Source organism: Streptosporangium album, assembly GCF_014203795.1.
GTDB classification, from domain to species: Bacteria; Actinomycetota; Actinomycetes; order Streptosporangiales; family Streptosporangiaceae; genus Streptosporangium; species Streptosporangium album.
Map to the genome: position 1 here is coordinate 455,949 of NZ_JACHJU010000001.1, position 18,506 is coordinate 474,454.

Annotated in this window: 21 protein-coding genes; 17 read left to right on the forward strand and 4 right to left on the reverse strand. The window is 69.8% G+C overall.

Features of this window, described 5'->3' with window-relative positions; genetic code table 11:
• Positions 1 to 32: 32 nt before the first annotated feature.
• Both FHR32_RS02065 and FHR32_RS02070 read left to right on the forward strand, forming a co-directional pair.
• Positions 33 to 599 carry a copper resistance CopC family protein gene (locus tag FHR32_RS02065; RefSeq protein WP_184752464.1) on the forward strand — a complete coding sequence of 189 codons (567 nt, stop codon included), beginning with the start codon at positions 33 to 35 and terminating at the stop codon, positions 597 to 599.
• Positions 596 to 1,627, forward strand: coding sequence for a CopD family protein (locus FHR32_RS02070; RefSeq protein ID WP_184752465.1), 1,032 nt, complete (start codon positions 596 to 598; stop codon positions 1,625 to 1,627). Before FHR32_RS02065 ends, FHR32_RS02070 begins: the two co-directional genes overlap by 4 nt.
• On the opposite strand, the gene FHR32_RS02075 is transcribed toward FHR32_RS02070, so the two are convergent.
• Positions 1,585 to 2,742 carry a hypothetical protein gene (locus FHR32_RS02075; protein ID WP_184752466.1) on the reverse strand — a complete coding sequence of 386 codons (1,158 nt, stop codon included), beginning with the start codon at positions 2,740 to 2,742 and terminating at the stop codon, positions 1,585 to 1,587. The genes FHR32_RS02070 and FHR32_RS02075 overlap by 43 nt on opposite strands.
• 173 nt (positions 2,743 to 2,915) lie before the next feature.
• Here FHR32_RS02075 and FHR32_RS02080 point away from each other — a divergent pair, with 173 nt between their 5' ends.
• From FHR32_RS02080 to FHR32_RS46535, 12 genes are all read left to right on the forward strand, one after another.
• Positions 2,916 to 5,516 (forward strand): alpha/beta fold hydrolase, encoded by a 2,601-nt coding sequence (locus tag FHR32_RS02080; protein WP_184752467.1) that lies wholly within the window; start codon positions 2,916 to 2,918, stop codon positions 5,514 to 5,516.
• Entirely contained in the window at positions 5,513 to 6,406 is an 894-nt protein-coding gene (locus FHR32_RS02085; protein ID WP_184752468.1) for an ABC transporter permease, read from the forward strand. Before FHR32_RS02080 ends, FHR32_RS02085 begins: the two co-directional genes overlap by 4 nt.
• Before the next feature lie 296 nt (positions 6,407 to 6,702).
• On the forward strand, positions 6,703 to 7,398 hold the full coding sequence (locus FHR32_RS02090) for a hypothetical protein (RefSeq protein WP_184752470.1): 696 nt from the start codon (positions 6,703 to 6,705) through the stop codon (positions 7,396 to 7,398).
• 5 nt (positions 7,399 to 7,403) lie between these two features.
• The gene (locus tag FHR32_RS02095) at positions 7,404 to 8,483 is read left to right on the forward strand and encodes an SRPBCC family protein (protein WP_184752472.1); all 1,080 of its coding nucleotides are present in this window, start codon (positions 7,404 to 7,406) and stop codon (positions 8,481 to 8,483) included.
• Positions 8,484 to 8,525: 42 nt separating this feature from the next.
• Positions 8,526 to 8,945 (forward strand): gas vesicle protein GvpJ, encoded by a 420-nt coding sequence (gene gvpJ, locus FHR32_RS02100; protein WP_184752474.1) that lies wholly within the window; start codon positions 8,526 to 8,528, stop codon positions 8,943 to 8,945.
• A gap of 1 nt (position 8,946) precedes the next feature.
• Entirely contained in the window at positions 8,947 to 9,759 is an 813-nt protein-coding gene (locus FHR32_RS02105; RefSeq protein ID WP_184752475.1) for a GvpL/GvpF family gas vesicle protein, read from the forward strand.
• A 3-nt stretch (positions 9,760 to 9,762) separates the two neighbouring features.
• Positions 9,763 to 10,047, forward strand: coding sequence for a gas vesicle protein GvpG (locus FHR32_RS02110; RefSeq protein ID WP_184752477.1), 285 nt, complete (start codon positions 9,763 to 9,765; stop codon positions 10,045 to 10,047).
• A gap of 4 nt (positions 10,048 to 10,051) precedes the next feature.
• Entirely contained in the window at positions 10,052 to 10,504 is a 453-nt protein-coding gene (locus FHR32_RS46530) for a gas vesicle protein GvpO (RefSeq protein ID WP_184752479.1), read from the forward strand.
• A gap of 1 nt (position 10,505) precedes the next feature.
• Complete coding sequence (locus FHR32_RS02120) at positions 10,506 to 10,931, forward strand: gas vesicle protein (protein WP_184752481.1); 426 nt, start codon at positions 10,506 to 10,508, stop codon at positions 10,929 to 10,931.
• On the forward strand, positions 10,924 to 11,718 hold the full coding sequence (locus tag FHR32_RS02125) for a GvpL/GvpF family gas vesicle protein (protein ID WP_312881877.1): 795 nt from the start codon (positions 10,924 to 10,926) through the stop codon (positions 11,716 to 11,718). The genes FHR32_RS02120 and FHR32_RS02125 overlap by 8 nt, the downstream gene beginning before the upstream one ends.
• The gene (locus FHR32_RS02130) at positions 11,708 to 11,968 is read left to right on the forward strand and encodes a gas vesicle protein (protein ID WP_184752485.1); all 261 of its coding nucleotides are present in this window, start codon (positions 11,708 to 11,710) and stop codon (positions 11,966 to 11,968) included. Before FHR32_RS02125 ends, FHR32_RS02130 begins: the two co-directional genes overlap by 11 nt.
• Before the next feature lie 7 nt (positions 11,969 to 11,975).
• The gene (locus tag FHR32_RS46535) at positions 11,976 to 12,425 is read left to right on the forward strand and encodes a gas vesicle protein K (RefSeq protein ID WP_312881879.1); all 450 of its coding nucleotides are present in this window, start codon (positions 11,976 to 11,978) and stop codon (positions 12,423 to 12,425) included.
• Between the two features lie 15 nt (positions 12,426 to 12,440).
• Here FHR32_RS46535 and FHR32_RS02140 read toward each other — a convergent pair whose 3' ends face one another.
• Positions 12,441 to 12,614, reverse strand: coding sequence for a hypothetical protein (locus FHR32_RS02140; RefSeq protein WP_184756670.1), 174 nt, complete (start codon positions 12,612 to 12,614; stop codon positions 12,441 to 12,443).
• A 180-nt stretch (positions 12,615 to 12,794) separates the two neighbouring features.
• Here FHR32_RS02140 and FHR32_RS02145 point away from each other — a divergent pair, with 180 nt between their 5' ends.
• The gene (locus tag FHR32_RS02145) at positions 12,795 to 14,915 is read left to right on the forward strand and encodes an ATP-binding protein (protein WP_184752487.1); all 2,121 of its coding nucleotides are present in this window, start codon (positions 12,795 to 12,797) and stop codon (positions 14,913 to 14,915) included.
• Here the strand turns inward: FHR32_RS02145 and FHR32_RS02150 are convergent, their stop codons facing one another.
• Both FHR32_RS02150 and FHR32_RS02155 read right to left on the reverse strand, forming a co-directional pair.
• Positions 14,916 to 15,836: a 4-epi-cubebol synthase gene (locus tag FHR32_RS02150; protein WP_184752489.1), complete on the reverse strand. Its 921-nt coding sequence runs from the start codon at positions 15,834 to 15,836 to the stop codon at positions 14,916 to 14,918.
• 129 nt (positions 15,837 to 15,965) lie between these two features.
• On the reverse strand, positions 15,966 to 16,373 hold the full coding sequence (locus FHR32_RS02155; RefSeq protein ID WP_184752491.1) for an ankyrin repeat domain-containing protein: 408 nt from the start codon (positions 16,371 to 16,373) through the stop codon (positions 15,966 to 15,968).
• A gap of 101 nt (positions 16,374 to 16,474) precedes the next feature.
• Here FHR32_RS02155 and FHR32_RS02160 point away from each other — a divergent pair, with 101 nt between their 5' ends.
• Both FHR32_RS02160 and FHR32_RS02165 read left to right on the forward strand, forming a co-directional pair.
• Positions 16,475 to 17,383 carry a proteasome assembly chaperone family protein gene (locus FHR32_RS02160; protein WP_184752493.1) on the forward strand — a complete coding sequence of 303 codons (909 nt, stop codon included), beginning with the start codon at positions 16,475 to 16,477 and terminating at the stop codon, positions 17,381 to 17,383.
• On the forward strand, positions 17,376 to 18,413 hold the full coding sequence (locus FHR32_RS02165; RefSeq protein WP_184752495.1) for a Gfo/Idh/MocA family oxidoreductase: 1,038 nt from the start codon (positions 17,376 to 17,378) through the stop codon (positions 18,411 to 18,413). The genes FHR32_RS02160 and FHR32_RS02165 overlap by 8 nt, the downstream gene beginning before the upstream one ends.
• Positions 18,414 to 18,506 lie beyond the last annotated feature (93 nt).

Sequence of the window (18,506 nt, forward strand, 5' to 3'; positions counted from 1 at the left end):
GTCATGACGAACCAGACGGAAGGCCATCACCGGTGAGGCGGCTACTCACGGTCCTGCTGTTCGCGTGTGCCGCGCTACTCGGCGTGGTCACCCCCGCACAGGCCCACAACGTGCTGATCGGCAGCGATCCCGGAGACGGCGCTCAGCTCGCCACCGGTCCCGAGAAGATCACACTCACCTTCGACCAGCCGGTACGGCAGGGCTTCGCGCAGATCAGCGTGACCGGCCCCGACGGGACCCGCTGGGAGGACGGCACGACGACCGTCAGCGGCCAGAAGGTCAGCGTCGGAGTCAGGCCCCTGGGCCCGGCCGGGCAGTACGCCGTCGGCTACCGCGTCCTGTCCTCCGACGGTCACCCGGTGGCCGACAAGGTGACCTTCACCCTCACCACCGCGGGCACGGGCACCGCGTCCCAGCCGGCCCCGGTCTCCTCGGCCGCCGCGCCGCAGGCGCCCGACCTGAGCGCCCAGGCCGCCGAGGCCGCGCAGAACGGCGGAGCCGGGATGGCCGTGCTGTGGATCGCCTGCGCCCTGGTCGTGCTGGGCGGGGCCACCATCGTGGCGCTGCGCCGTACGAAGGAGCGGGGGACGCAGGGATGACCGTGACCGTCGAACGTGCCCCCGGGGTGGGCACGGTCAGGAAGCTGCTGGCCGGCGGGCTCGTCTCGGGAGCCGTGCTCGCCGTGCTGGCCGCGACGGTGTTCACCGCGCAGGAGGCGGTGCCGGGGATCGCGCTGCCCGGCCCGCTGGTGGAGTACGGCCTGCCGGTGCTGCGGGTGCTGCTGGACCTGGCCGCGGTGGCCGTGGTCGGGCTGAGCCTGCTGCCCAGGATGCTCGGCTTCGACGACCCGGAGCGGACCGAGCCGGTCATGCGCCGGGCCCGGCCGGCGGCGGTGACGTTCGCCTGGGCGTGGGCGGTGCTCGCCCTGGTCGTCATCGTCTTCCAGACCGCCCAGCTCAACCCCGGGCTCGTCCCGACCCCGGGGATGATCGCCGAGTACGTCGACAGCGTCGGCGCGGGCCAGGGGATGCTCTTCAGCGCCGCCTGCGCGCTCACCTACGCCGGGATCGGGCTGCTGGCCGTACGGTTCGGCGAGAAGGTCCCCGCCGAGCTGCGGATCGTGATCGCCTTCTTCGGCCTGCTGCCGATCCCGGTCACCGGCCACGCGGTCGACTCGGTCTGGCACGACCCCATCATGATCTCGATGGAGCTGCACGTGATGGGCGCGGCCGCCTGGACGGGCGGGCTGCTCACGATCGTCACGCTGGTCGCCGGAGACCGTGAGCTACTGGCGCGGGTCCTGCCGAAATTCTCCAGGCTCGCCACCCTGGCGCTGGTCCTGGTCGGCCTCTCCGGCCTGGTGAACGGCCTGGCCTCGATGGCCCTCACGCAGGGGGTGGAGTTGCCGGGCGCGGTGTTCACCAGCGACTACGGGCTGCTCGTGGTGGCCAAGACCGCGTGTGTGGCGCTGCTGATCCCGTTCGCCGCCCACATCCGCTTCCGCCTGCTGCCGCGCATCGCGCGGCGGCAGGGGACGGCGGTCGCGGCATGGGCGGCCGCGGAGATCACCGTGATGGGTCTCGCCTACGGCGTCGCGGTGGCGCTGACCACGGCCTCCATGTCCTGAGCCCGCAGGCGGTAGCGGCTCATGGCCCACTCGCCGCCCACCCACAGGACGGCGAGCATGAGGCCGCCGATCACCATGGTCATGGGCGGCACCAGCGGCGGGGTGTGGTAGGCCACGCTCTGCAGGCGGAGCGCCTGGTCGACGAGGACGGTGGCCGCGAGCGAGCCGGCCAGCGCCCGCAGCACCGGGATCCGGATCAGGAACGCCAGGTCGACGGCGAGCGCCCCGGCGATCAGGAAGATCGGCACCGACGAGCGCGGGAAGTCGGCCAGCGCCAGGAGCGGCCAGATCAGGGTGCGGTAGGCGATGTAGACGCCGATCACGGCGGTGGCCGCGAACATCCGGCCGATCATCGCGCGGGCGAAGACCAGGACGATCACGGCGGCGGCCGCCGCGTAGAGCGGATAGACCTGGTCGGGCACCGGCAGGGAGAATTTGACGACCATCATCCGGTCCACCGCGCGGCCCATCTGGTCGGCGGCGAACTGCAGCAGGGTGGGCTCGGCCTCCGGATGCCCCCCGTCCCAGGCCGCGATGCCGAACACGCCGTACTCCTGGTGCTGTGCCGGGAACCAGACGTTCTCGAACAGGAACACGAAGAGCCCGCCGAGGACCATCGTGCGCGTCCGCCCCGTGGGCGCGCCCATGAACCAGCCCCTGATCACCCCGCAGACCATGAGGAACGTGCCGAAATAGAGCATCATGTGCGACGGGCTCCACGAGGTGATGTCGAGCCCGTTGATCCGGTGGTTGATCAGGTCAAGCGGCACCGCGGTCAGGAAGATCCCGGTGCCCCAGCCGACGAGGCGCTGCGCGGTCCTGTCCACGCCGTAGCCGGTGTAGAGATGGATGATCGTGAGCGTCAGGGCGATGGCCGTGCCGACGCTGTTGAGCAGATGCGGCGGCGCCAGGTCGTCACGGAGCCACTTGAAGTGCCAGGAGACGTCCCAGGAGGCGCCGAGCACCTTGAAGGAGAAGGCCACCAGCCACCCGAGGTACAGCAGCCGGAACAGATCCTCCGGAGTCTCACGGCCGGCCTTCCCCCGGGTCCAGTAGGGCAGGGCCCACTCAATGACTGGAGTGGCTCTTCGTCTGAGGCTCTCGACTGACTTCACGTGTCGAAATGATGCCCGGGCTTTACCTTGCTCCGCAATCGGGAACATCCCTGAGGCATGGGCAGGGTCTCCCCTCCATATCCTGACAATTGCCTGCTTCGGGAGTTTCCGTGTGGGATGGCGGGGCCTGGCCGTCTCAGGTGCCTCTCAGCTCCCCTGAGTAAGCTCTCGGCATGAATCTTGCGGGGAGGTCGTCCACCTGGGTCGCGGTGGTCGCCGTGCTGGTCATCGGGGTCGCGACCTGGCTGCTGTGGCCGTCCGCGCCACAGGTCCGCGTCCAGGACCAGAAGATCACTGTCCTTGACGGGCCCGGCGGCGACCAGCGGGTCACGCTCGACACGAGTTTCTTCCCCCCCGCCGGGGGTGGCAGGGCACCGGCGGTGCTGCTCGCGCACGGTTTCGGCGGCAGCAAACAGAGCGTCCGGGCCGCAGCGGTACGGCTGGCACAGGAGGGTTACGCCGTGCTGACCTGGTCGGCACGGGGCTTCGGCCAATCCACCGGCCAGATCGCACTCAACTCCCCCGACTACGAGGTCAAGGACGTCCGCCAGCTCGTCGACTGGATGGCCAGGCGGCCCGAGGTCCAGCTCGACGCGGCCGGCGACCCTCGGGTGGGCATCGCGGGCGGCTCGTACGGCGGGGCGATCGCGCTGATGGCCGCCGCCTACGACGGCAGGATCGACGCGATCGTCCCCCAGATCACCTGGTATGACCTGGCCGACGCGCTGTTCCCCGACGCAGCCGGCCGGGGGCCGCAGAACGGCGTGTTCAAGCGGATGTGGGCGGGGCTGTTCTTCAGCCGGGGCGGCCCGACGCCCGAGGCGGGGCTGGGCGGGGTGGGCGGACCAGGTGGACGTGCCGCTCCGCCCGCCACGCCGCCCGCCACGCCGCCGACCGCGCAGGAGATCCGGTGCGGCCGGTTCCTCCCGGAGATATGCGACATGTATCAGCAGGTGGCCCAGACCGGCCGGGCGACCCCGGGCGCGATCGAGACCCTGCGCAGGGCCAGCCCGATCTCCGTACCAGGGAAGATCAGGATTCCGACGCTGCTGCTCCAGGGACAGCGCGACTCGCTGTTCCCCCTGGGGCAGGCGGACGCCAACGCCAAGGCCGTCGCCGCGACCGGCGCCCCTGTCGGCGTGGCCTGGTTCGACGGCGGCCACGACGGCGGCAACGGCGAGGTCGACTGGATCCACGAGCGGACCCTCGGCTGGTTCGACCGCTACCTGAAGAAGGACACCGGCACCGACCTCGCGGGCAGCCCGTTCACCGTCACCCGCGACGGCGGCAGGGACCCGGGGACCCGCCGCCCGGTCCAGCTGCACGCCACCGCGGACGGCTATCCCGGTCTGGGCGGCACCGCCCGGACCACGGTGCCGCTCACCGGCACGGACCAGCAGGTGGCCAACCCGCCGGGCGGGTCCCCCGCCTCGATCTCCGCGGTCCCCGGCTTCGGCGCTCTCGCGGGTGGCGCGGGGAACCTGAGCGTGTCCATCGACATGCCGGGCCAGAGCGCCACCTTCGACTCCGCGCTGCTGGCCGCCCCGCTGCAGGTCACCGGCAGCTCCACCGTGAAGGTACGGGTGCACTCGGAGGAGACCTCCGCCGACGGGGGCACCGGCCCGGGCGAGGTGACGCTGTTCGCCAAGCTCTACGACGTGGCCGGGGACACCCAGGCGCCGCTCCTGCCCGAGTCGCTCGCCGCTCCCGTCAGGATCGCCCTTCCCGAAGGCGGCACCGGCGAGGCCGTGGTCAGCCTGCCGGCCATCGATCACCGCTTCGACGTCGGGCACCGGCTGCGCGTCGCCTTCACCACCACCGATCTGGGGTACAACACCCCCTCCGCTCCGGCCGTCTACACGGTCGGCCTGGTCTCGCAGGCCGTGAGCGTGCCGACCGACGCCGCCCTGCGGACCCCCGCCGGCGGGCCCGCCTGGTGGACCTGGGCACTGCCGCTGGCCTCCCTCGTCATCGCGGGAGTCCTGCTGCTCACCGGACGCCGGCGCGGCGAGTACGGCCACGCCCCCGCCCCGGACGCCGTACCCCTGCGGATCGACGGCCTGACCAAGGCCTACCGCAACGGCGAGCTGGCGGTGAACGACCTCTCCTTCACCGTCGAGCAGGGCCAGGTGCTCGGCCTGCTCGGCCCCAACGGGGCGGGCAAGACCACCACCATGCGCATGATGATGGGCCTGATCCACCCCGACGCGGGCGAGATCCGGATCTTCGGCCGCCGGGTCGTCCCCGGCGCCCCGGTCCTGTCCCGGCTGGGCTCCTTCGTCGAGGGCCCCGGTTTCCTGCCGCACCTGACCGGCCGGGCCAACCTGGAGCTCTACTGGAAGGCGACGGGCCGTCCCGCGCAGGACGCCCACTTCGCCGAGGCCCTGGAGATCGCCGGGCTCGGCGGAGCGCTGGAGCGCACCGTGCGGACTTACTCCCAGGGCATGCGCCAGCGTCTGGCCATCGCGCAGGCCATGCTCGGCCTGCCCGACCTGCTGGTCCTCGACGAGCCCGCCAACGGCCTCGACCCGCCCCAGATCCGCGAGATGCGCAGGGTCCTGATCTCCTATGCCGCGCGGGGCCGTACCGTCATCGTCTCCAGCCACCTGCTCGCCGAGGTGGAGCAGACCTGTAGCCACGTGGTGGTCATGCACCGGGGCCGCCTCATCACCGCCGGCCCGGTGAGCGAACTGCTGCGCGGCCGTACCTCCGCCAACGGCTCGGGCACCCGCCTGGAGGACGTGTTCCTGGACCTGATCGGAGAGAAAGCATGAGTGACGTCCACGGCTCCGGTACGGCTCTCGCCGGCTCTCCGGACGGCGGTTCGGCGGCCGGCTACCTGTCCGGACGCACGCTGCCGCTGGCGGTGGAGGCCGTCCGCCAGTTCAAGCGGCGCCGCACGCTGGCCATGTTCGGCCTGCTGCTCGCGCTGCCGTGGGTCCTGGTGATCGCGTTCACGTTCGGCGCCGGGTCCGGCCAGCCGGGCTCCACGCTGCGCATCTCCGACCTGGCGACCGAGGGGGGCCTGAACTTCGCCGCGTTCGCGCTGTCGGTGTCGGTCGGCTTCCTGCTGGTCGTCGCGGTGGCGCTGTTCTGCGGCGACACCGTGGCCAGCGAGGCGAGCTGGTCGTCGTTGCGCTACCTGCTGGCCGCTCCCATCCCCCGCGACCGGCTGCTGCGGCAGAAACTGATCGTCGCCATGGGCTACTCGGCGGCCGCGGTGATCTGCCTGCCGCTGATGGCTCTGCTGGCCGGGACTGTCGCGTTCGGCTGGAACGACGTCCGGGTGCCCGGTACCGGCGAGACCATCGCCGCGCTGGACGTTTTGCCCCGTTTCGGGATTGTGATCCTCTATGCCCTGATCAGCCAGTTCGTGGTCGCCGCACTGGCCTTCCTGCTCTCGGTCAGCACCGACTCCCCGCTCGGCGCGGTCGGCGGGGCGGTCGGCCCGGTGATCGTGAGCAACATCCTGCAGGCGGTGGAGGCGCTCGGCCCGCTCCGGGAGTTCCTTCCGACCTTCTGGAACACGGCCTGGCTGGACGCTCTGGCGCCGCAGCCCGACTATGGCGGCATGATCAAGGGCGTCGCCGTGTCGATCACCTACTCGGCCGTCCTGGTCGCCGTCGCCTTCCGCCGCTTCCGACGCAGGGACGTCGTTTCTTAGCGTTTCGAGGCCACTTTCCGGTTACTTGGATATTCGCCCCGAATATTCGCCGCGCGCGTCTACGACATAGCGGCATGGACGCTTTTCATATATAGGGCTAGCTATGTCCGTTTTTTACCCTTATGAGTTTTTTCATCATGTTCCAGGGTAGGAATCCCGCCGAATCGGAAGCGAGATGCCTCCGACACGTTCAGAGCGACAGACGCCAGTCCTCGGCGGCGTCTTCCCCCGTCCGGCCATTGATCGGTTTCTGGTGGGCGGACGGATCCCAAGACGGAGTGATCGATTGGGGAGTGGTGACCGTGAAGTGCGGAGCACAGATAGCCCTGGCTGTCGGTGCCGGATACCTTCTGGGCCGGCACCGCAAGTTGCGGATGGCGCTCGGGCTGGCGGCGGCCGGCGCGACCGGCAAGCTGGGCGCGGGCGGGAGCGACCTGCTGCAACAGGGCCTGAAGCTGCTGGGCTCCTCTCCGGAGCTGGAAAAGATCGTTGACAGCGTCCGCGGCGAGCTGCTCGAGGCCGGCAAGGCCGCGGCGCGGGCGGCGGCGGGCAAGCAGATCGACACGCTGACCTCCAAGCTCCACAGCCGCGTGGAGTCGTTGCGGACTCCGGGTGGCGGCGGAGATGAGGAAGAAGAGGAAGAAGAGCCCATCCGCGGACGCCAGGCCCGGGGCGGCAAGGGCGGCAAGGCCCGCGCCGGCCGCGAGGAGCCGGAGGACGAGGAAGAAGAGGAGCTCGAAGAAGAGGAAGAGGAGGAAGAGGAGGAGGAGCCGATACCCGCACGCGGGCGGCGCGCCACACGCGGCCGGAGCCGTCCGGTGAGCAGGACCCGCGCCGTGCCCGAAGAGGACGAGGAAGAAGAGGAGGAAGAGGAAGAGGAGGAGGAGGAAGAAGAAGAGGAGCCACCGGCCAAGAGCGCACGACGCCGGGGCGGCGTGCAGCGTGAGAAGGCGGCCGCAGGCAGCCGTCCGGTCCGCCGGACGCGGGGGTGAGCCCGATGGCCGAGGAATCCCGGGCTCAGCCGGCGGAGGAAGCCGGCCCCGCACTCCCCATCGACCAGCTCACCCAGGAACTGCGGAACCTCGCCGAGGCACTCGGGGAGCGGATCCTGTCATCGGCGACCGACAAGATCGGCGGTCTGACCGAGCGGCTGACCGACTATGTCGGCAGCGGTGGAACGGACCTCCTGGGAGCGATCACCGGATCATCGAAGCACCCGATGGCGGCCGGGCTCAAGGGGGTGGCCAAGATGGCCGGGGGCGGCCTGCTCAAGAAGATCACCAGGGGTGGCAAGAGCGGTAAGAGCAAGAAGCTCAAGCTGACCAACATCGTCGAGGCGCTCGACGTGGGTGCCCCACGCAGGCTCGTCTACAACCAGTGGACCCAGTTCGAGGACTTCCCCAGCTTCATGAAGAAGGTCGAGGGCCTCGACCAGGAGACCGACGAGAAGACGAGGTGGAAGGCCCAGATCTTCTTGTCGCACCGGACCTGGGAGGCGACGATCATCGAGCAGGTGCCCGACCGGCACATCATCTGGCGCTCCAAGGGGGCCAAGGGCTACGTCGACGGTGCCGTGACCTTCCACGAGGTCACCCCCGACATGACCCGGATCCTGCTCGTGCTGGAGTACCACCCGCAGGGACTCTTCGAGAGGACCGGCAACATCTGGCGGGCGCAGGGCCGGCGGGTACGCCTGGAGTTCAAGCACTTCCAGCGGCACGTCATGACGCAGACGCTGCTGCACCCCCACGATGTCGAGGGCTGGCGTGGCGAGATACGCGACAGCCAGGTCGTCAAGGACCACGAGACCGCCCTCAAGGAGGAGCAGGAGCAGCAAGAGCAGGAGCAGGAGCCGCAGGACGAGGAAGAGCCGAGGGAGGAGGGGATCGAGGAGCAGGAGGAGGAGCTGGAAGAGGGAGAGCAGGACGAGGAGGAGCCCGAGGAAGAGGAAGAAGAGGAGCCCGAGGAGGAGCCCCGGGCGAGACGCCCGGTACGTCGGCGCCGCGACACGGAGACGGGCGGCGACAGGCCACCTCCGCGCCCCGCCCGCCGCCGGGCCGGCACCCGAGGCGCATGACCCGGAGACCGGGAAGCGGGCACCGAGCCGAGGAGGCAGCAAATGACCATCGTGCAATCTTCGGAAGGCGGGGCAGCCAGTCGTAGGTCTTCATCGAGCCTGGCCGACGTCATCGACACGATCCTCGACAAGGGCATCGTGATCGACGCCTACATCAGGGTCTCACTGGTCGGGATCGAACTCCTGACGATCGACGTGCGCATCGTCGTGGCCAGCGTCGACACCTACCTGCGTTTCGCGGAGGCCGTCAACCGGCTGGATCTCACGCAGACCGGCGGAAAGGGCCTGCCGGAGGTCATGGAGGGCATGACGCAGGGCGTGAGCAAGTCGAAGACCAAGGGCATCACCCAGGGCGTGGTGGAAGCGGCCGGGGAGAAACTGCGCGACCTCGTCGGCGATTCCGATGAGCCCGAGGAAGATCACGAACCGGTCCCCCGCCGGCATCGGAGGCGGGAGGAATGAAATGCCCGGTTCTACCGGAAAGACGCGGACCGCTGGGACGGAGGAAGCCACCCGGCGCAAGCAGAGCAGCGGTTCCTATATCTACGGCATCGTCCCGGCAGACGTCGAGCTTTCCTCCGACGCCCGCGGCCTAGGCGATCCACCGGGGCGGATCAAGCTGGTACGGCACGGCCAGATCGCCGCGCTGATCAGCGAGGTCACTCTGGACCGGCCGCTCGGCAGGCCGGACGACCTGATCGCCCATCAGCAACTGCTGGACGGCGCGGCGGTCGAGGTGCCCGTACTGCCGCTCCGCTTCGGAGCGGTGGTGACCGGCCCGAAGGCGGTCGTCGACGAGCTGCTCCGCCCGTATCACGACGAATTCCTGGCAGCCCTGAACGAGCTTGAGGGGCGGGTGGAGTACGTCGTCAAGGGACGCTACGTCGAGCAGGCGGTGATCGGCGAGGTTCTCGCGGAGAACCCCGAGGCCGCCCGGCTGCGCGAGGAGATTCACGGCCTGCCGGAGGAGGCGACGTGGGACGCGCGGATCCGGCTCGGAGAGGTGGTCGGCGAGTCCGTCGCGGCGAAGCGCGAGGCCGATACGGACATGCTGGTCGACGCCCTCGCTCCGCGGAGCGTCGCCGTCGTCGTACGTGAGCCGACCCATGAGCAGGACGCCGTGCACGTGGCATTCCTGGTCGAGAACGGCCAGGAGGCCGAGTTCAAGAGAATCGTCAAGAAGTTCGGCAAGCAGTGGACGGACCGGGTCACCCTGCGCCTGCTCGGTCCGCTGGCACCGTACGACTTCGTCATGACGCGGCGAGGGGATGAATGACGGATGGAGCTATTCACCATGATCTTCGGCCTGCCGTTCGCTCCGATCCAAGGGTTGATCAAACTCGGTGAGCTGGTGCAGGACCAAGTCGACCTCGAGACCCGGCACCCCGCGGCGGTCCGGCGCCGGTTGGAGGAGTTGGAGGAGGCCCGGCTCTCCGGCGAGATCACCGAGGAGGAGGAGGCCGAAGCGGTGGAACAGGTCCTCGAACAGATGACGGCCCAGCAGGACCTGCCCGGCATCGCCATGCCGAGCAGAGGCGGAGAAGAAGAGGACGAGGGGGGATGACCTCGTGCCGGTCAAACGCGGAACCCGCGACAAGCGCGCCACTGAGACGGAGTCCTCCGACGACCTCTACGAAGAGGACGAGGACGAGACGTACGACGAGGAGGAGGAGGACGACTTCGAGGACGAGGACGACTTCGAGGAGGAGGACGAGCCGCCGGAGGACACTCGGCGCGCGAGCCGGCGGTCACGCGCCCTCTCGGCGGTGACCGCGGGCAAGGCCGGGCTACGGCACATCAGCGACCTGACGTCGAAGGAGGTCGAGGGCGTCACCTTCGTACGGCCGACGGAGGACGGCTGGCAGGTCGGGGTCGAGGTCGTCGAAGACCGCCGGATCCCGTCCTCGGGAGACATCCTCGCGCTCTACGAGGTGGAGATGGACCAGGAGGGGAACCTGCTGTCCTACCACAGGACGCGGCGTTACAAGCGCGGCAGTGGCGACAACTGTGGAGCGTCGTGAGATGACCAATCCAGCACGGTCCGGTTACACCTCCCCACAGGGTTACGGCAGGGGGGCGCCCTCGGGGGGCGGGTCGGCCAACCTGGCCGACATCCTGGAGCGGGTGCTCGACAGAGGCGTGGTGATCGTAGGGGACATCCGCGTGAACCTGCTGGACATCGAGCTGCTCACGATCAAACTGCGGTTGCTGATCGCCTCGGTGGACACGGCGCGGGAGCTGGGCATCGACTGGTGGGAGCGCGATCCGTGGCTCAGCGCGCAGGACGGCGAACTGGAGGAGGAGAACCGCAGGCTCCGTGAGCGGTTCGCCGTCGCGGAGGGCCGCCGGGCGGGACGCCGGCCCCTCGATGCGCGGGAAAAGGCCTCCGGGGCTCGGGAGGAGACCTCCGGGGAGCGATCCCCCAGGGGGAGGGAGCGCGGTGACTGAGGTCGGCACATACGTCTACGCGATCACACGTGAGGCGGGCGGTTCCCCCCCGGCGGATCTGACGGGTGTGGGAGGAGCACCGGTGAGGACGGTCGAGCACGCCGGCCTCGTCGCGTATGTGAGCACCGTTCCCCTGGAGGAGTTCGGGGAGGAGCCGCTGCGACGCTCGCTGGAGGATCTGGACTGGATCGGGGCCACGGCCCGCGCCCACCATCACGTCGTGGAGTCCGTGGCGGAGACGGTTCCGACGGCCCCCGTCCGGCTCGTGACCGTCTACAGCAGCGAGGAACAGGTGAGTGACCTGCTGGCCCGGCGGCACGACGACTTCGTCGCGGTGCTCTCCCGTGTCGTCGGACGCAGGGAGTGGGGTGTCAAGGCGTACGCGGCGCGGGAGACGGCGCCTCCCCCGGCCGAGGAGGAGCCCACCGGAGGGGACGGTCCCGGCACCGCCTACCTGAAACGCCGGCAGGCGAGCCTGCACAGCCGCGAGGACGCGTGGCGTCACACGGCCGCCCAGGCCGAGCGCGTCCACACCACGTTGGCCGACGTCGCCGTCGCGAGCCTGCGCCAACGCCCCCAGGACCCGGAGCTGTCGGGCCGCACCGAGTCGATGGTGCTCAACGGCGCCTACCTTGTCGACGACGACCGCGTCGGCGAGTTCACCGCCGCCCTCGACGCTCTCCGCGAGCGGGAAATCGATCTGGAGCTCACCGGTCCGTGGGCCCCTTACTCCTTCACCGCCCTCGATCTCGACACGGCCGGGCCGGAGGCGCCCGATGCCCCCTAGGATCTCGCGAGGCGCCGCGCCGGCCGCCGAGGGGCGTCTTCCCCCGCAGCGCGTGGCACTCGTCGACCTGCTGGACCGGCTGCTGGCCGGTGGCGTCGTCGTGAGCGGGGACATCGTCCTGTCCATCGCCGACATCGATCTCGTGCGCATCTCGCTACGCCTGCTGATCATGTCCGTCCGGGAAAACGAGACGGCCGGGTGGGAGCCCACGACGGAGCGGGAGACCCGGTATGAACCGGTCTGGAAGTGAGCCCCCCGTGGAAGGCGCGGGCCCGGCCCCGGAGACGCGGCGGCGCGACACCGCGGGAGGGAACACGGCGCCGCCCGACACACCGCGGTCGGACACGGCACCGCCGGACACAGCACAGTCGAATGCGGCGCGGCCGGACACGCCACAACCAGGCAGGGCGCGGCCGGACACGTCGCGGTCGAGCCGCTGGCGCATCGACACCGACTCGGAGAAGGTCGAGCGTGATCTGACCTGCCTGGTGCTCACCCTCGTCGAGCTCGTCCGCCAGCTGGTGGAGCGGCAGTGCGTGCGGCGGATGGAGCAGGGCGACCTGTCCGACGAGCAGATCGAGGCGCTGGGGACGACGCTGATGCGCCTCGAGGAGGCCATGACCGAGCTGCGCGAGCGCTTCGATCTGTCCCCGTCCGATCTCAACCTCGACCTCGGACCGCTCGGGACGCTCCTGCCCACGGACTGAACGGTGCCGCGGCCCCTACCCCCAGTGGGGCGGACGATCCTCCAGCAGGCGGGCGTCATCGTCGTCGTCCGAGCCGCGCCATTCGCCCCACCCGAGATCGGTGTCGTCGCTGGTCTGGTCGGGCAGGATCGGTGGCCCGTCGTCGGAGAGGTCGACGGGGCGCAGGTCGTCGGGCTCGTTCACTGTCACCTGTACATGCTAACCAGCGTCATGGTGGGTCATTCCTCCTCCGGAGAGAGCGTGTCGCCGTACGCCCGCGACTTGATGCCCGCGCGATTGCGGGCCAAAGGACAGGCAAGGGCACAGGCGGTACGATGCTGTGTCAGATGTGAGCTACGCCCCCTGTCAGCTACCCCCGTGAGGCGGCCCATGGCAACGCCATCAGGATGGCGGCGAGACGGCAATCTCCCCAACGAGCTGACCAGCTTCGTGGGACGCACCAGGTTGCTGACCACCCTCCGGCAACGGCTCCGTGAGCACCGTCTGGTCACCGTGACCGGCATCGGCGGTGTCGGCAAGTCCCGGACGGCGCTGCGTATCGCGCATCTGATGCGCGGGCAGTTCAAGGACGGCATCTGGTTCGCCGACCTGGCGCGGCTACAGGACTCCGGGATGGTCCGGCACACGATCACCTCTGCGCTCGGGATCGCCGACCAGTCCTCCCGCTCGGCGGACGAGACGCTGATCGAGTGGCTGGGCGACCGCGAGATCCTCCTGATCATCGACACGTGCGAGCACCTGGTCGACGCCTGCGCCTCGCTCTTCGAGGACCTGCTGACCAGCGCCGGCGGTCTGACCATCCTGGCGACCAGCCGCCAGTCGCTGAACGCCCAGGGTGAGCACACGGTCACCATCCCGCCGCTGGCCGTCCCCGGCGACGTGCCGGGGGAAGACGTCTTCAGCAACGAGGCGGTGCAGCTCTTCGCCGCGCGGGCGTGCGCGGTGGTGCCCACCTTCATGCTGGACGAGCAGAACATCGGCCCGGTGGCCGAGCTCTGCCGCCGCCTGGACGGCATCCCGCTCGCCATCGAGCTGACCGCGGTCCGGATGCGCGCGCTGTCGGTGGAGCAGATCCTCGGTCTGCTGACCGACCGGTTCAGCCTCCTCGCGGGCGCCAGCCGTACGGCGTTGCCCCGCCACCAGACGCTGCGCGCCGCGATCGGCTGGAGCCACGAGCTGTGCGAGCCCGCGGAGCGGCTCCTGTGGGCACGGCTGTCGGTCTTCGCCGGTGACTTCGAGCTCGACGCCGCCCGCTACGTCTGCTCCGGGGATAACCTGCCCTCCGAAGACATTCTCGACCTCATCTCCAGCCTGGTGGAGAAGTCCATCCTGCTGAGCGACGGCACGGTCTCGGGTCACCGCTACCGGCTGATCGACACCCTGCGCCAGTACGGCGAGGAGTGGCTGGAGAAGCTCGGCGAGACCGCAGCGGTCCGGGAGAGACACCGCGACTACTACATGCAGCTGGCCAAGAGGAGCGAGGACGCCTGGTCCGGCGGCCGCCAGGTCTACTGGTACGTCCGGATGCGCCACGAGCACGACAACGTCCGCGTGGCCCTGGACTACTGCCTGCGCGACCCCTCGCAGGTGCAGGCGGGGCTGAAACTCCTGTCCTCCCTGTGGTTCATGTGGGTGGCCTGCGGGCTGGCCCGTGAGGGCAAGGTCTATCTGGAGAAGACCCTGGAGCTGACGCCCCAGCCGAGCCCGGAACGGTGCAAGGCGCTGTGGGTGCTCTCCTACATCCACAGCGCGCAGGGCAACATCGCGGGGGCCATCGACGCGGCCGAGAAGTGCAGTTCGGACGCCGTCCGGGTGGGCGACTCCGGGGCGGTCATCCTGGCCACCAAGATGCTCGGCACCGCCGCGTTCCTCCAGGGCGACCTGCAGAAGGCCAGTGCGCTGCTGGGCGTCGCGATCGAGTTCCACAAGAGCGGCCGGGAGCTCAACCCGGGGTTGCTCCCCTCGATCGTCGAGCTGTCGATGGTGCTGCTCATGCAGAACGACCCGGCCGAGGCCGAGGTGCTGCTGCGCGACTGCATCGCGGTCTGCACCCAGCGCGGCGAGCTGTGGCTGCGCTCCTACGCCATATACGCGCTGGCCAGTGTCCACCAGGCGATGGGCAACACTTCGGAGGCCATGGTCAACGCGCGCGAGTCGCTGCGGATCAAGCGTCAGTTCCACGACGTGCTCGGCATCGGTCTGGCGATCGAGGTGGTCGCCAAGCAGGCGCTGGAGAACGGGCAGCCGCTGCTCGCGGCACGGCTGATGGGTGCCGGGCACGCGAACTGGCGCACCTTCGGGATGCCCCAGATGAACTCGCCGTTCTTCAACTCGGAGCATGACCGGTGCATCAAGGAGTGCAGGCGCGTCCTCGGCGAGCAGACGTACGAGGAGACGTTCTCCCAGGGCAAGAAGCTGAACCTGGAGGAGTTGATCGAGCTCGCACTCGGCGACGAGGAGCAGGACGGCCCGCTCTCCCCGATGCGCTGATCAGTGGACGGAGGTCCCTCCGGCCTGCTGCCGCCAGGCGTCTGTGTAGCGTGAGCTGGTCAGCGAGTAGTCGACGCTCCCGCTGATCCAGAATTCCAGGCCGCGCACGTAGGCGAGCACCGCCTCCGAGCCGAGCGCCTCCAGTGAGGGGCGGACCGCCACCATGTCGGCGATGGCCCGGTTGCGCATCTTGCCGATCGTCTCCATGGCCCGCTGCCTGGAGTAGCGCCGGTGCCTGGCGAGCACGTTCACCAGGTTGTTGCAGGAGTTGCCGCCACTGCTCTCTTTGGCGTAGGAGATGAGGTCGTTGTCCCAGACGACGATGTCGTTGGCGCTCTCGGTTATCGCGCGTATCCCGGGGTGGCGCCATTCGTGAGGGGTGAGACGGCGGCCGCTGGCGACGTCGATGAGGGCGAAGACGGTGAGCATCGCTCCGGTCCGCCGCCTCATGAAGATGTAGTCGGCCAGGGGCGGCACCACCTCGCCATCACGGTTGGCCGCCTCCCAGACCTGGGCGGAGAGATATTCCTTGGTGAGGGTGCGCCAGCGGTCGAGCTGGTCGGCGTCGCCGAGGGCGGCGATCCTGCCCTTGATCTCCAGCAGTGCCTTCGCGAACACGTCGTCGACCGGCTGGCCCACCTCCATGTCGTCCAGGACGGCATGGAACAGGGGCAGGTCGCGTGCCATGTCCGCGGCACGCCGGTCCGACTCGCAGAAGACGTCGTCGAAGGCGAACAGCCACACGCACCAGTCGGTCACCAGACGGAGCGTGTCGTGCTCGGCGTAGGGATACGTCCGGGCGGACAGCCATCCGTATTTCGCCTGCCGGTAGCGCTCCACCGAGTCTGGATCCTGAAGCATCCGCGAGTCGATGAGCCATTCGAGGGTCTCTTTGTCGACCTGTTCGACGTAAGGGTTCACCTCGCTGGGGAAGGGGCAGGGGAGCGGAGGGATTTGGAGATTTCGGGCGGCCTTATGAGCAATACGGGTTCCCACCCGTCAAGAATGGACGAAAAAAGGGTTTTTTCCTATACATCTAACAACACTGCATCATAGGGAATCCGGTTGATGATTGAACCAATTTAGGTATTCATCCTGTCCGAAAATCCGGGCCGCCTCCCTCGCCGATGGAGTGCCCTCGTCCGGATCCGCACCGGCCGAAAGAAGTGCCCGGATCACCTCGGGCTCCTTCTTGAAGACCGCGCCGGACAGCGGCGTCTGCCCGCGGTCGTTCGCCCGCCCCGGGTCGGCGCCCAGGGCGGTCAGGGCGCGGACCGTCTCCGGGTGCCCGTGGTAGGCGGCGAGCATCAGCAGGGTGTCCCCGCTGTCGTTGGACAGGTTGGCCGGGACCCCGGCCTCCACATACGCGCGGAGCCGATCGGTCTGCCCGGTCCTGGCCAGGTCGAACAGACGGGTCGCGAACTCCTCCAGCTCCGGGTCAGGCTGCATGGGATCCATTGTGCCCCGATAGGGTGCCCATTGACCTTGGGGGTAGGCGGAATTCACCGGGGACCCCACGGGTTCATGTGAAGAGACGACCGACGAAAGGCTGGAACACGGTGTTCGACCCGACGGATCTCTACCGGCTCAGCGGAGACGTCCCTGAGCTGACCGATCCGGTGCTGCTCTACCACTTCGACGGGTTCGTGGACGCGGGCGGTGCCGGACGGCTCGCCGTCGGCCACCTGCTCGGCGAGCTGGAGCACCGGGTCGTCGCGACCTTTGACGTGGACCGCCTGCTCGACTACCGGTCCCGGCGGCCGATCATGACCTTCGACACCGACCGATGGACCGACGTGGAGAGCCTGGAGATCGTCCTCCGCCTCGTCCACGACAGCACGGGCACGCCGTTCCTGCTGCTCAGCGGCCCTGAGCCGGACCGCGAGTGGGAGCTGTTCAGCGCCGCCCTCGACGCGCTCGCCACCCGGCTGAACGTGAGCAGTCTGGTGACCATCCACGGCATCCCGATGGCCGTCCCGCACACCCGCCCGCTGGGCGTCACCGGTCACGCGAGCCGCTCCGAGCTCGTCACCGGCCGGACCAGTGACTTCGGCAAGGTCCAGGTGCCCGGCAGCGTGGCCGCGCTGATCGAGTTCCGGCTCGGCGCCAAGGGCCACGACGCCCTCGGCTACGCCGTCCACGTCCCGCACTACCTCGCCCAGGCGGAGTATCCCGCGGCCGCGGTGACCGCTCTGGAGGCGATCACCGCGAGCACCGGCCTGGTGTTCCCGCTGGAGGGCCTGCGCGAGGCCGCCGGCCGGACCGACACCGAGATCGCCGAGCAGATCGAGGCCTCCGACGAGCTGTCCACCGCGATCACCGGGCTCGAACAGCAGTACGACGCGTTCGCCACCGGCTCCCAGCGTGGGAGCCTGATGGCGGAGCCTTCCGAGATGCCCACCGGCGACGAGCTCGCCGCCCAGTTCGAGGCCTTCCTCGCCGAGCGCGACGAGCAGCGCGGTGACTGACATCAGCGTCGGCCTCATCGGGTACGGCGTGGCCGGGGCGTTCTTCCACGCCCCGCTGATCGCCGCGACCCCGGGGCTCCGCCTGTCCACCGTGGTGACCGGCGATCCCGGACGGGCCGCGGAGGTGAGGGAGAAGTACGGCGCGCGGACCGTCGGCGACGCCGCCGAGCTGTGGGACACGAGCGACCTCGTCGTCGTCGCCTCGCCCAACCGCACCCACGTCCCGCTGGCCGAGGCCGCCCTGAAGGCGGGCCTGCCGGTCGTGGTGGACAAGCCGCTGGCCGCCACCGCGGCCCAGGCCCGTGATCTGGTACGGCTGGCACGCGACCTCGGCCTGATGCTGACCGTGTTCCAGAACCGGCGCTGGGACGGCGACTTCCTCACGATCGAGCGGCTGGTCTCCTCCGGGGAGCTCGGCACGGTGAACCGGCTGGAGTCGCGGTTCGAGCGCTGGCGTCCCATCCCCAAGGGCGGCTGGCGCGAGCTCGGCGGCCCCGACGAGGTCGGCGGCCTCCTCTACGACCTCGGCAGCCATCTGGTGGACCAGGCCCTGCGCCTGCTCGGTCCGGTCACCCACGTCTACGCCGAGTCCGACATCCGCCGCCCGGGAGTCGCCTCCGACGACGACACCTTCATCGCCCTCACCCACACCGGCGGCGCCCGTTCCCATCTGTGGGCCAGCGCGGTCGCCCCCCGGCTCGGCCCCCGCTTCCGGGTCCTCGGCTCCGAGGCCGGATATCTGAAGTACGGCCTGGACGTCCAGGAGGACCGCCTGCGTGCCGGTCTGACCCCTGACTCCCCCGGTTTCGGCGAGGACCCCCGGGAACGGTGGGGCACCCTCGGTACCGACGACGCCAACCGCCCCGTCCGCACCGAACCGGGCGCCTACCTCGACTTCTACAGAGCTGTGGCGGCGGGCCTGCGCGACGGCACCCCGCCCCCGGTGGACCCGGAAGAGGTGGTGGAGGCCCTCACCGTCCTGGAAGCCGCCCGCCGGTCGGCCGCCGGACACCAGGTGGTCGCTCTCTGAGCGTGGCCGGAAGGGCCGCCGACCGGATCCTCCAGCAGCGTCGGGAGCCGCCTCCCCGGCCGTGACGGACGGGGAGGCGGCCGGCTCCCGGCC